This is a genomic window from Tenggerimyces flavus (genome assembly GCF_016907715.1).
GTDB classification, from domain to species: Bacteria; Actinomycetota; Actinomycetes; order Propionibacteriales; family Actinopolymorphaceae; genus Tenggerimyces; species Tenggerimyces flavus.
In genome coordinates, this window is the sequence record NZ_JAFBCM010000001.1 from 8,058,262 (window position 1) to 8,070,256 (window position 11,995).

Annotated in this window: 9 protein-coding genes and 1 pseudogene; 6 read left to right on the forward strand and 4 right to left on the reverse strand. The window is 68.8% G+C overall.

Features of this window, described 5'->3' with window-relative positions:
• The 4 genes from JOD67_RS37495 to JOD67_RS37510 all read left to right on the forward strand — a co-directional run bounded on the left by JOD67_RS37495 (position 1) and on the right by JOD67_RS37510 (position 4,612).
• The gene (locus JOD67_RS37495) at positions 1 to 807 is read left to right on the forward strand and encodes an oxygen-binding di-iron domain-containing protein (RefSeq protein ID WP_205122400.1); all 807 of its coding nucleotides are present in this window, start codon (positions 1 to 3) and stop codon (positions 805 to 807) included.
• A 421-nt stretch (positions 808 to 1,228) separates the two neighbouring features.
• Complete coding sequence (gene sdhC, locus JOD67_RS37500) at positions 1,229 to 2,023, forward strand: succinate dehydrogenase subunit SdhC (protein WP_205122401.1); 795 nt, start codon at positions 1,229 to 1,231, stop codon at positions 2,021 to 2,023.
• 19 nt (positions 2,024 to 2,042) lie between these two features.
• Positions 2,043 to 3,839 carry a fumarate reductase/succinate dehydrogenase flavoprotein subunit gene (locus tag JOD67_RS37505; RefSeq protein ID WP_205122402.1) on the forward strand — a complete coding sequence of 599 codons (1,797 nt, stop codon included), beginning with the start codon at positions 2,043 to 2,045 and terminating at the stop codon, positions 3,837 to 3,839.
• Positions 3,840 to 3,844: 5 nt separating this feature from the next.
• Positions 3,845 to 4,612: a succinate dehydrogenase/fumarate reductase iron-sulfur subunit gene (locus JOD67_RS37510; RefSeq protein WP_205122403.1), complete on the forward strand. Its 768-nt coding sequence runs from the start codon at positions 3,845 to 3,847 to the stop codon at positions 4,610 to 4,612.
• A gap of 109 nt (positions 4,613 to 4,721) precedes the next feature.
• On the opposite strand, the gene JOD67_RS40865 is transcribed toward JOD67_RS37510, so the two are convergent.
• Positions 4,722 to 4,961: a dihydrofolate reductase family protein gene (locus JOD67_RS40865; RefSeq protein WP_239554235.1), complete on the reverse strand. Its 240-nt coding sequence runs from the start codon at positions 4,959 to 4,961 to the stop codon at positions 4,722 to 4,724.
• A 293-nt stretch (positions 4,962 to 5,254) separates the two neighbouring features.
• Between JOD67_RS40865 and JOD67_RS37520 the strand changes: the two genes are divergently transcribed.
• A complete protein-coding gene (locus tag JOD67_RS37520) occupies positions 5,255 to 5,551 on the forward strand; it encodes a 4a-hydroxytetrahydrobiopterin dehydratase (protein WP_205122404.1) in 297 nt (98 codons plus the stop codon).
• 74 nt (positions 5,552 to 5,625) lie between these two features.
• Here JOD67_RS37520 and JOD67_RS37525 read toward each other — a convergent pair whose 3' ends face one another.
• The 3 genes and pseudogenes from JOD67_RS37525 to JOD67_RS37530 form a co-directional block, all read right to left on the reverse strand.
• Entirely contained in the window at positions 5,626 to 6,726 is a 1,101-nt protein-coding gene (locus JOD67_RS37525) for an ISL3 family transposase (protein WP_307782766.1), read from the reverse strand.
• Between the two features lie 126 nt (positions 6,727 to 6,852).
• Positions 6,853 to 7,230: pseudogene (locus JOD67_RS42280) on the reverse strand (hypothetical protein); the annotation flags it as partial.
• 245 nt (positions 7,231 to 7,475) lie between these two features.
• Positions 7,476 to 10,358, reverse strand: a complete 2,883-nt coding sequence (locus tag JOD67_RS37530; protein WP_205122406.1) for an AfsR/SARP family transcriptional regulator — start codon at positions 10,356 to 10,358, stop codon at positions 7,476 to 7,478.
• Positions 10,359 to 10,551: 193 nt separating this feature from the next.
• Between JOD67_RS37530 and JOD67_RS37535 the strand changes: the two genes are divergently transcribed.
• Positions 10,552 to 11,973 (forward strand): M23 family metallopeptidase, encoded by a 1,422-nt coding sequence (locus tag JOD67_RS37535; RefSeq protein ID WP_205122407.1) that lies wholly within the window; start codon positions 10,552 to 10,554, stop codon positions 11,971 to 11,973.
• The last annotated feature ends 22 nt before the right edge of the window (positions 11,974 to 11,995 follow it).

Genomic DNA, 11,995 nt, shown 5'->3' on the forward strand with positions numbered 1-11,995 from the left:
ATGGAACTCGTTCGATCCGCACCAGACGTGACCACCCTCGCCGACGCGATCCCGATCCCCGACCTCGGCTTCGTCCCCGTCAACGCGTTCCTTCTGCGGGCCGAGCAACCCGTCCTCGTCGATGCCGGGCTCACCGCTTCGAGCCCCGAGTTCCTGGCGAAGCTGTCATCGCTGCTCGATCCGGCCGACCTTCGGTGGATCTACCTCACCCACCCCGACCGCGACCACACCGGCAGCATTCGTTCGCTGCTCGACCTCGCGCCGCGGGCGCGCCTCGTCACGACGTTCATGGGGATGGGCATCCTGTCGCTCGAGGAGCCGATCCCGCCCGAACGCGTCTTCCTGCTCAACCCGGGACAGACCCTCGATGTCGGCGACCGGCAGCTGACATGCTTCCGCCCGCCGCTGTACGACAGCCCGGCGACCACCGGGTTCTACGACTCGCTGACGGGGACCTGCTTCAGCTCCGACTGCTTCGGCGCACCGGTCGCCAGCGCCGACCTCGCGCATGCGGACGACATCGCGGCGGTGCCGCCCAGCGAGCTCGTCGCCGGGCAACGGCTCTGGGCGACCGTCGACAGCCCGTGGGTGACCGGCGTGGACCGAACGGCCTTTCGCGCCTCGCTCGAACCTCTCCGCAGACTCGCCCCGCCGGTGATCCTCAGCTCGCACCTGCCGGCAGCACACAACGCGACGACGAGGCTGCTCGAGATGCTCGAGCAAGCCCCCGAAGCGACGCCGTACGTCGGCCCCGACCAGGCCGCTCTCGAAGCGATGCTCGCCGCGATGGAGCCGCGATCGACGTAGGTCGTGTCGGGCGAATAGCGCCGGTCATCGCGCTCCGCGCGATGGCGCGCGGCGCCCCGCGCCCGGCTGGGCGTGGTGCAGGAGGAATTCATATTGGTTATGTGGGTGACGAGGTGCACCGCGTCCAGGCGGGGTGTGGGGTGTCGCGCGCCAGGCGATCTTCGACCGACACGACCTAACCCGCACACACGAAGGAATTTCGTCACCGAACGGTCGTCTATTTCTCGCATTCACACAGCGTCATGTTGCGTTGGACACACCTTGCGTGTCGGCCCTTCCCCACCGCACTTGGGTCGGATAAGACTCCATTACGCTGCCCCGTCGTCGCCCTCGTTGCCCTGGCCAGCCCCGGAGTCCAAACCGAGCACGCCAGGGAGCAGACTTCGTACCGGCAGCGACCAGAATTGCGAGAGGACGCCAGATGGCCTCGGGAGTGTTCAGCCCCGAACGCGCGAAAATCGACCAACGCACCCTTCGTCGTGACCGGTGGTGGATCTCTCCGGTCATCACGTTCATCGGTTTCACCGCGTTCGTGGTCTATTCGACGTGGCGAGCGTTCGCGAACGAGTTCTACTACGCGTCTCCGTACCTCTCGCCGTTCTACTCGCCCTGCCTGAGCGACGCGTGTGTCCCGGGATCGGCGGACTTCGGTACGCCACTGGCGTTCCTGCCGACCTGGATCTCGCCGGCGCTGATCATCCTGATCTTCCCGCTGGGCTTCCGGCTCACCTGCTACTACTACCGCAAGGCGTACTACCGCGCGTTCTGGCAGTCGCCGACCGCGTGCGTGGTCGCCGAGCCGCACCAGAAGTACAGCGGCGAGACGCGCTTCCCGCTGATCTTCCAGAACCTTCACCGCTGGTTCTTCTACGCCGCCGGCCTGGTCGCACTGGTGCTCACGTACGACGTGGTGATCGCGTTCCGCAACGAGGCACACGAGTGGGGCCACATGGGCCTCGGCACCCTCATCCTGCTCGTCAACGTCGTCCTCATCTGGCTCTACACCCTGTCGTGCCACTCCTGCCGGCACGCGGTGGGCGGACGGCTGCGCACCTTCTCCAAACATCCAGTGCGCTACAAGGCCTGGACAGCGGTCTCGAAGCTGAACGGTCACCACGCCAAGCTCGCGTGGGCATCGCTGATCTCCGTGGGCCTCGCCGACTTCTACATCTACTTGCTGGCGACGGAAACCATCACCGACGTCCGGTTCTTCTGACGGATCGAGGGAGCTCTTCATGACTGAGTACGAACGTCACTCCTACGACGTCATCGTCGTCGGCGCGGGCGGCGCCGGCCTCCGGGCCGCGATCGCCGCGCACGACGCCGGCGCGAAGACGGCCATCGTCTGCAAGTCCCTGCTGGGCAAGGCACACACGGTCATGGCCGAGGGCGGCGCCGCCGCCGCGATGGGCAACCTGTGGCCCGAGGACAACTGGAAGGTGCACTTCCGCGACACCATGCGTGGCGGGAAGATGCTCAACAACTGGCGGATGGCCCAGCTGCACGCGCAGGAGGCGCCGGACCGCGTCCTCGAGCTCGAGGAGTGGGGCGCGCTGTTCGACCGTACGGCGGACGGCCTGATCTCCCAGCGCGACTTCGGTGGACACCGGTACGCGCGGCTCGCGCACGTCGGCGACCGCACCGGCCTGGAGATGATCCGTACGTTGCAGCAACGCGCTGTCGCGTTGGGCATCGACGTGTTCATGGAGTGCACGATCACCGACCTGTTCAAGGACGGCGACCGGATCTCCGGAGCGTTCGGGTACTGGCGGGAGAACGGCAAGTTCATCGTCTTCGAGGCGCCGTCGATCGTGCTCGCGACCGGCGGCATCGGCAAGTCGTTCCGCGTCACCTCGAACTCGTGGGAGTACACCGGCGACGGGCACGCGCTCGCGCTGCGCGCCGGCGCGACGCTGGTCAACATGGAGTTCGTCCAGTTCCACCCGACCGGCATGGTGTGGCCGCCCTCGGTGCGCGGCATCCTCGTGACCGAGTCGGTCCGTGGCGACGGCGGCATCCTCAAGAACTCCGAGGGCCGGCGCTTCATGTTCGACTACATCCCGGAGTTCTTCAAAGCCGAGACGGCCGACACGATCGAAGAAGCCGACGGCTGGTACACCGACAAGACCAACAACCGGCGGCCGCCGGAGCTGCTGCCCCGCGACGAGGTCGCCCGGGCGATCAACTCCGAGATCAAGGCCGGCCGCGGGTCACCCCATGGCGGCATCTTCCTCGACATCGCGTCGCGTCGGGACCCCGAGTTCATCATGCGCCGGCTGCCGTCGATGTACCACCAGTTCAAGGAGCTGGCGGACGTCGACATCACCAGGGAAGCAATGGAGATCGGGCCGACCTGTCACTACGTGATGGGTGGCGTGGAGGTCGAGCCAGACACGGCGATGTCGCTCGTTCCCGGCCTGTACGCGGCGGGCGAGGTCGCCGGCGGCATGCACGGCGCCAACCGGCTCGGCGGCAACTCGCTGTCCGACCTGTTGGTGTTCGGGCGTCGCGCCGGACTGAATGCGGCGTACTACGCGGTCCGTTCGAAGTCCGCGCCGGTCACCGTGACGGAGGAGGAGATCACCGCGGCCGAGGCCGATGCGGTGGCCCCGTTCGCCGAGGACGGCGGCGAGAACCCGTACTCGGTGCAGAGCGACCTGCAGGACGTCATGCACACGCTGGTCGGGATCATCCGGACCGAGGCGGAGCTCGAGCAAGCGCTGGTTGACATCGCGGCGCTGCGCGACCGGGCGGCCAAGCTCACGGTCACCGGAGGCCCGGAGTACAACCCCGGTTGGAACCTCGCGATCGACCTGCACAACATGCTGCAGGTGTCGGAGTGCATCGCCCGCGCCGCGCTCGAGCGTACGGAGAGCCGCGGCGGTCACACCCGCGACGACTTCCCGATGACCGACCAGTCGTGGGGCCGGAAGAACATCATCCTCAAGGCCATCGGCGACAAGATCGACCTGTCCATCCAGCCGCTGCCGGTCATGCCGGATGAGCTCCAGACCTTCTTCGAGGAGAAGTAGACGTCATGGGATACGACCTGTCGATGAAGGTGTGGCGGGGCGACCGCAAGTCCGGTGGCGCGCTGCAGGACTACAAGGTCGAGGTGGAGGAAGGCGAGGTCGTCCTCGACGCGATCCACCGGCTGCAGGCCACGCAGGCTGGCGATCTGGCCGTGCGGTGGAACTGCAAGGCGGGCAAGTGCGGCTCGTGCTCGGCGGAGGTCAACGGCCGGCCGCGGCTGATGTGCATGACGCGGCTGTCGGAGTACTCGCCGGAAGAGACGATCACGGTGACGCCGATGCGGGCTTTCCCGGTGATCAAGGACCTCGTGACGGACGTCTCGTACAACTACGAGAAGGCCAAGCAGGTCCCGTCGTTCGCCCCTTCTGCTCCTGATCGCGATGGGAAGCGACGGATGAAGCAGGCGGATGTCGAACGCGGGCAGGAGTTCCGCAAGTGCATCGAGTGCTTCCTGTGCCAGGACACCTGCCACGTCATCCGTGACCACGAGGAGAACAAGCCGAAGTTCGCCGGGCCGCGGTTCTTCCTGCGGTACGCCGAGCTCGACATGCACCCGTTGGACACCAACGACCGCCGCAACCTCTCGCAGATGGCGGCAGGGCTGGGCATGTGCAACATCACCAAGTGCTGCACGGAAGTGTGCCCCGAGCACATCAAGATCACCGACAACGCGATCATCCCGATGAAGGAGCGTGTGGTCGACCGCAAGTACGACCCGGTGGTGTGGCTGGGCTCGAAGATCCTGCGACGGGACCAGCGCGAAGAGGTCTGAGTCCTGCCTACCCGTCGTTCGTCCCAAACTGTGGGGTTCTGGTAGCGACACGCTGGCGTGTCGCTACCAGAACCCCACAGTTTGTGTAACGGATGGTGAGGCTGGACCGTCATCGCTTGACCCGGTAGCGGATATGGGTGGCCTCGGGGGTGTCGATGACGCGGACGACCTCAAGGTCGATGGGGTCGGTGCCGAGGTTCTCGAAGAGGCGGCGGCCGGCTCCGAGGAGGATCGGGATCTGGTGGATCTCCAGCTCGTCGAGCACCCCCGCCTTGAGCGCGGTCTGGGCGGTGTACGCGCCGTGGACGAGCACGTTCCGTTCGCCCGCGGCCTGCTTCGCCTGGGCCATCGCGTCCTCGATGGTGGCCGTGTAGGTGACGAGCGGGTACTTCGCGACCGAGTCGTTCGGCGGCCGACCACGACCGCGCCGGTGGCGTAGATCTCGGCGAGAACGTCGGCGTTCCTTCCAACGGGCCGCGCCACGTCGTCGGCGTCGGCGTCGGCGTCGGCGTCGGCGTCGGCGTCGATCCAGTCGTGCAGCACCTCACCGCCCGTCCCCAGCCCGTTGGCGGCATGGTCGTCAGGACCGGTCATGAACCCAGGCACTTGACGATCACGAGGTGGGCAGGTTACTTAGCCTCCATGACCGAGCCGCAGTTGCTCAGCGACGACCAGATCACCGAGACCTTGCGCGACCTGCCCGGCTGGGAAGCCCGCCCTGGGGCGCTGTTCCGGGAGGTCAAGGCGCCCACGTTCATGGCCGGCATCCGCCTGGTCGACGAGGTGGCGGAGCTCGCCGAGCAGCTCAACCACCACCCCGACATCGGCATCCGGTGGCGGACGGTCTCGTTCTCGTTGTCGACCCACGTACGCGGCGGCGTTACCCAGTACGACGTGGACCTCGCCCGCCGCATCACCGCCGTCGTCGACCAGCTCTAGCCTCGAGCTTTCAGCTGGCGGTTGGTTCGCCCGGTCCGGGTCCGCCCTGGGGCCAACGATCATGTTTACAGGCTCTACGCAGCCAAGCGTGGTGTGCGGTGTCTGATGTGGGTGGCTGCGGGTTTGGGTGGCCAGTCTATGTCGGCGCAGGCGAGGAGGATGCGGGCGCGGTAGTTGGTGAAGCTGCGGAAGCCGAAGCCGATGCGTTTGATCTTCTTGATGATGGTGTTGGTGCCTTCGGTGGGGCCGTTGCTGGCGTAGGGGTGGTCGGCTCGGGCGAGGATGGGGTCGCGCCACTCGGTGAGGGTGTTCGCCAGGGTCGCTAGTTCGGGGATGTCGTCGTGGTGGGCGTAGTAGCGGGCGTCGGCGATGAGCCGGTCAAGGCGTGCGGTGACCCTTGTTTTGTTGGGGAAACGCTGCCTCGCCGTGGTGTCGACGCGTTGGTAGAGGTGGCGGAGGCGGTGGGCGATCTCCCAGGTGGCGCCGACCTGGCCGGTGGGGTCGTGGTCGAGTAGGACGGTGCGCAGTCGGGTGGCGCGGTGTCCGTTGGGGGTGAAGGCCTCGGGTTTGCTGCGCAGCAGCCGCAGTGTGTCGTGCAGGGGGTCGCCCTTGCGGCCGCGGCGGCCGAGTTGGTCGAGTTGGTCGAACTGGACTCGGCGGCGGACCAGTTCGGTCGTGTCGGTGCCGAGTTTGACCAGGTGGAAGGCGTCCAGCACCACGCTGGCCTGCGGCAGCCCGGTCCGTAGCCCGGACCGGTAGGAGCGCAGCGGATCACACACCGCGGCCTGGATACCGGCCCGCCAGGCCGGGTCCCGGTGGGCGAACCAGTCGGACACGATCCGGCCGGTGCGGCCCGGCAGCACATCGAGCAGCTTCCCGCGGCCGACGTCGACGATGGTGGTGCAGAACCGCATCCACTGCACCGGCCCACGGGCCCCGAACACGTGCTCATCGACGCCGACCGCGGTCACCGCACGCGCCTCCGGTGGCCGGCGCAGCGCCTTCGCGGCGGCCACGACGGCGGTGTTGACCGTGCCCCACGACACACCGAACTCCGCGGCCACCGTCGCCACCGCGGACTGGTCCTGACCGACCCGGCGCACCGCCTCGGCCACCGCCCGCTCGGTCATACACCGCCGCGGCCGAATCAGCTCACTCGTCTCAGACCACGTCACCGCCGTCGCCGTGGCCGTGGTCGTGGCCGTGGTCGTGGCCGTGGCCGTGGTTGTTCTTCCTTGCAGGCAACGAGGTTCGCGGCATCGCCACAACCGCTTATGCCACACCAGCAGCACCGGCTTACCCGCAATCGGCAGATCCCGCACCACCACCGGCCGCCGACCATGCGGCGACGCGACCACCCCACACCCCCGACACGCCTCCCGACACGCCTCCCGACACGCCTCCCGACACGCCTCCCGACACGCCTCCCGACACGCCTCCCGACACGCCTGCGACCCGGCCGTGGTCTGAATCAGCAGGTTCCACTCCCCGAGCAGTTCCACCGCCCGAGTCACCTCGAACCCCTCAAGGCCCAACGCGGCCGTCCACCCAGTAACGTCATCCACGGGTCCTGTGCTCCTTCCAGCCCCGGCTGATTCGCAACCAACCGAGACTGACCGGCACAGGACCCCCCTCACGAGGAGACACGCCGACAGGTCTGCTACCAGCCCCACCACCACCCTTGGCTAAGAAGAGCCTGTTTACATGATCATTGGCCGCTTTACGTGGGGTGGACGCCAGGTAGAGGGGTCACAGGCCGGGTAAGGCGACCACGACGTTTCACCCACGGAGCGCCTTCCCGAGGCTAGGGCGGCGTTCGCTCTCCGTGAACGCGCATGCGAATATACGTTCGAATCGGTATGGTCGTCGTCAAGCGCACAGACGCTTCGCACCTTGACAACAGCACAGTGAGAGTGAGCCCGCCCTAGGCGAGCGCGGCCAGGCAGGCCTCTGCCCGCGTCTCGAGGTGGCGGTAGCGGATCTGCCGGGCGAGCGCGAGGGCCTGCCGGTAGTGCTGCTCTGCCTCGGGCGTCGCCGAATGCGCGCGGTAGCTGTCGCCCATTCCGAGGCAGACCTCGGCCTGGCCGGCGAGATCGCCCAGCTCACGCAGTTGGGCCAGCGCGCGAAGGTGGCCTGCGACCGCCCCTGCCAGGTCGCCGGCCGCGCTGGTGAGCCGAGCGATGCCGTTGACCGCGCGCGCCTCCAGGCCGGGGTTGCCGATCTCGAGCGCCAACGTCGCGGCGTCCCGGTAGTGCGCGAGCGCGGCCTTCGGTTCGCCCGTCTGGAAGCGCACCTCGGCGAGCGTGAGCAGCGCGTCGACCCGCAGGTGGGCGGCGCCGGTGCGAAGCGAACGGTCCACCGCTTCGCAGCCGAGCTCGGCGGCCGCGGCGTACTCGCCGGTGCGCATGGCCCGTTCGCCGAGGTTGAGGATCACCATCGTCTCGCCGTCGTCATCGCCGATCCGGTGGTACAACGCCCTGGCCTGCCGCAGGCTCTCGTGGGCCTCCGCGTAGTCCGCGATGTGCATGTACGCGGCGCCGAGCGAGTTCAGGGCGTCGGCCTGGCGCCGTTCGTTGCCGAGCTCCGCGCCGAGCGCTCGGACGTGGCGCAGCTCGTCGATGGACTCTCGGTAGCGCCCGCTCCGCCGGTAGGCGATGCCGAGGCTGTACCTGGCGATGCTCTCGGCGTTCAGGTCGCCGCTGGCCTGGGTCGCGCCGATGGCCACGCGCTGGGTCGCGATCCAGTCGTCGGTGTACCAGCGCAGGTCGAGGAAGTACCAGAGCCGGCTGGTGATCTGCCAGGCGTACTCCGGCCAGCCGGCAGTCGCGGCCAACCGCACGGCGCCGATCAGGTTGGCCCGTTCCTGGTCGAACCAAGCCAACGCGCCCGCCCGGTCGCGCACGTCGGGCAGCGTCGGCGCGCGATCGTCGTCGGGCAGGTCGAACGGCGCGGGTCGCGTGGTGATCCGTCCGTTCGCGAGGTACGCGCCTCGGCGGTAGAAGTCGAGCAGCCGTCCGAACGCGTGCCGCTTACCGTCGGGCGTCTCCTCGGCGTCGGTCAGGTGGCGGGCATAGTCGCGAACGAGGTCGTGCGCGCGGTACCGGTCCGGATGCTGCTGGTGGAGCAGGTTGGCGTCCACCAGGTCCTCGAGCAGCTTGCGCGCCTCGGGCACCTTCCGTTCGACGAGCGCGGCCCCCGCGTAGGCGTCGAGGTCGTTGCCCGGGACCAGGCCGGAGAGTCGGAACATCCGCTGCTGATCCGGCGACAGGTGCGTGTACGAGAGATGCAGGGACGCGGCCACGCCGCGGTCTCCGTACGCCAGTTCGGCAAGCGGGGTTGACTGATCCCGCAACCGAGCCAGCAGGTGCGCGACCGTCCAGGTCTGGCGGTGGTGCAGTCTCGCCGCCGCGATCCGCAGCGCCAGCGGCAGATAGCCGCACAGCGCGAGGACCTCCGAGACGGCGTCAATCTCGCCTTGCACTCGGTCGCGGCCGGCGATCCGTTCGAAGAAGCGCGCCGCGTCCGTCTCGGTGAACGGGTCGAGGCTGAGCGACTGCGCGCCGGCCAGCCCGATCAGCCGTTGGCGGCTCGTGATCAGCACGAGCGCGTCACCGGAGGATGGGAGTAGCGGCTGGAGCTGTTCGACGGTGACCGCGTTGTCGAGAACGACGAGCGCCCGCCTGCGGTGCAGCTGCGTTCGCCACAACGCCACCCGCTCGTCGAGCCGTGCCGGCATCTCCGCCGCGGGCACGCCGAGACAGCGCAGCAGCGTGTCGAGCGCCTCCTCCGCGGAGAGCACGCCTCGGTCGGCGGTGTGGCCGCAGAGGTCGACGAACAGGTGCGCGTCGGGGAACTGGTCGAGGAGCCGGTGCGCCGCGTGCAGCGCCAGCGAGGTCTTGCCGACGCCGGCCAGCCCGTTGACGGCGACGACCGTGGGGACGCCTGGGGTCGCGTGGTTGGCATACGCGAGCAGCGCGGCCAGCTCGCCGGCTCGTCCGGTGAAATCGCCCGTGGTGCTTGGCAGGTTGGTCGGCGGCGGGTCCTCCCGGCGTACGGGCGGCCGCGGCTCGGCGTCGTCGCGGAGCAGCTCCAGGTGCAGGCTCCGGAGCTCAGCGCCCGGTTCGGCGCCCAGCTCGTCGGCGATCCGCGCCCTGGTCCGGGCGAAGTACGCGAGGGCCTCCGCTCGGCGCCCGCCGCCGCGAAGGGCGCGGATGAGCCGGACAGCGATCGGCTCCGACAGCGGGTGGGCCTCGAGCGTCGCGGCCAGCTCCGGGACCAGCTCGGCACCGCGCCCGAGTCGCGCCAGGGCGTCGGCGTGCTCGGCGATCGCGCTCAGCTGCTCCATGCACAGTGCTTCTCGTTGTCCGGCGAGCCAGTCGCCGGAGACGTTGGCGAGCGGGTTGTCGGTCCACAGGCCGAGTGCCTCGCCGGACAGCTGGACGGAGGCGTCGTCGGCATCGGCCTGCCGGGCTTGGCCGAGCAGAGCGCGGAAGCGGTGCAGGTCGACCAACTCGGGATCGACATCGAGTACGTACCCACCGCCACGGCTGACCAACAGGGGCGGGCTGTCCGACGCGGAGACGCCTTCGAGGACGCGTCGGAGCCGGGTGACGTAGCTGTAGAGCGTGTTGCGCACGGAGGCCGGAGCCGACGCACCCCAGATCCGGTCGATCAGGGTCGCCGCGGGCACCACGCGACGCGGGCTGAACAGCAGGACGGCCAGCAGGGCCCGTTGCCGCTGCGGGCCGAGGTCGACCGGACGCCCCCGCGCCAAGAGCTCAACCGGGCCAAGCACCCGAAAGAACACGGAATGAGGACAACACATCCCCGCCGGTTGTTCAAGGTTTTCGTCAAGGCCGGCATCCAGCGGGGCCGGGCATGCTGCGAACGGTTCGGTCCGGCTTACGCCCGCGTCCCCGACGTGTGGCCCAGCAACGGAGGCGGAGTTGACTTCAGTCAGAAGTGCACGTTACCGACGGGTTCTGGCAGGGGCGGTCGCATTGGCGGCATCGTTCCTGGGCCTGCAGGCGGTCGCGCCCGCGGCGCAGGCCGTGCCCGGCGCGATCACGTTCCCCGTCAACGCGACCAAGGCGGTCATCGAGTCGCAGTCACCACTGCGCTGGTGCTTCGCGAGCCAGTCCAACTGCCACCACAACTACAACGCCGCCGACATCTTCGCTCCCACCGGCACACCGATCGTCTCGCCGGTGGCCGGCACCGTCATCAGCGCCACGAACGCGTCGTCGGGCGTCGGCAGCAGGGTCCAGATCCGCGACGGCGACGGCGACATCTGGTACCTCGCGCACATGCACCACTCCCCCGGGCTGCGCGTGTCGTCAGGCCAGCATGTCGACCGCGGGACCCCGATCGGCGTCGTGGGTACGTCCGCCCACGCGGTCGGTACGCAGCCGCACCTGCACATCGACATGCTGCCGCCGCCGTACACGGGACGGCCCTCGTGCTCCGGCGCCGCCTGCGCGTCGCACCCGTTCCGGAACCTGCAGCCGCTGCTCGTCGCCGCGTACAACGGTGGCGGCGGCGTCACGCCGAAGCCCGAGATGGCGTTGCAGACCAACACCGGCGAGCTCTGGACGTTGGGATGGCGGGAGAGCAAGGACTGGAACGCCGGGATGAAGGCCGGCACCAGCCCCGCGATCGCCGCACTGCCCGGTGACGGGTACGAGGTCGCCTTCCAGACCAACACGGGCGAGCTGTGGACGGTCGGCCACGCGGGCAACAAGGACTGGAACGCCGGCATGGCGCCTGGCACGAGCCCGTCGATCTGCGCGCTCGCTGGTGGCGGCTACCAGGTGGCGATCCAGACGAACACCGGCGAGCTCTGGACGCTGGGGTGGCAGGAGAACAAGGACTGGAACGCGGGCATGAAGGCCGGCACCAGCCCGTCCATCACCTGTCTGCCGGGTGGCGGGTACGAGGTGGCGATCCAGACGAACACCGGTGAGCTGTGGACCGTGGGCAACGCCGGCAACAAGGACTGGAACGCCGGGATGAAGGCCGGCACCAGCCCCGCGATCGCCGCGTTGGCCGGCGGCGGCTACGAGGTCGCGTTCCAGACCAACACCGGCGAGCTGTGGACTGTCGGCAACGCCGGCAACAAGGACTGGAACGCCGGCATGGCTGCCGGGACGAGCCCGTCGATCTGCGCGCTTGCCACCGGTGGGTACGAGGTCGCGCTGCAGATCAACACCGGCAAGCTGTGGACGCTGGGCTGGCACGAGGACAAGGACTGGAACGCGGGCATGAAGGCCGGCACCAGCCCCTCCATCGCCTGCCTGCCCGGTGGTGGGTACGAGGTCGCCCTGCAGGTCAACACCGGCAACCTCTGGACGGTGGGCACGTTCGCCCTGAAGGACTGGGGAGCGGGCATGGCCGCGGGGACGAGTCCCTCGATCGACGCGTAATGCACGTCGCCGGCGCCTTGTT

What these genes read in the sequence shown, in the direction of transcription:
- JOD67_RS40865 (WP_239554235.1), bottom strand. Translation starts at nt 4,961, where the DNA reads ATGGCCCAGGCGAAGCAGGCCGCGGGCGAACGGAACGTGCTCGTCCAC.
- JOD67_RS37495 (WP_205122400.1), top strand. Translation starts at nt 1, where the DNA reads ATGGAACTCGTTCGATCCGCACCAGACGTGACCACCCTCGCCGACGCG.
- sdhC (WP_205122401.1), top strand. Translation starts at nt 1,229, where the DNA reads ATGGCCTCGGGAGTGTTCAGCCCCGAACGCGCGAAAATCGACCAACGC.
- JOD67_RS37510 (WP_205122403.1), top strand. Translation starts at nt 3,845, where the DNA reads ATGGGATACGACCTGTCGATGAAGGTGTGGCGGGGCGACCGCAAGTCC.
- JOD67_RS37505 (WP_205122402.1), top strand. Translation starts at nt 2,043, where the DNA reads ATGACTGAGTACGAACGTCACTCCTACGACGTCATCGTCGTCGGCGCG.
- JOD67_RS37520 (WP_205122404.1), top strand. Translation starts at nt 5,255, where the DNA reads ATGACCGAGCCGCAGTTGCTCAGCGACGACCAGATCACCGAGACCTTG.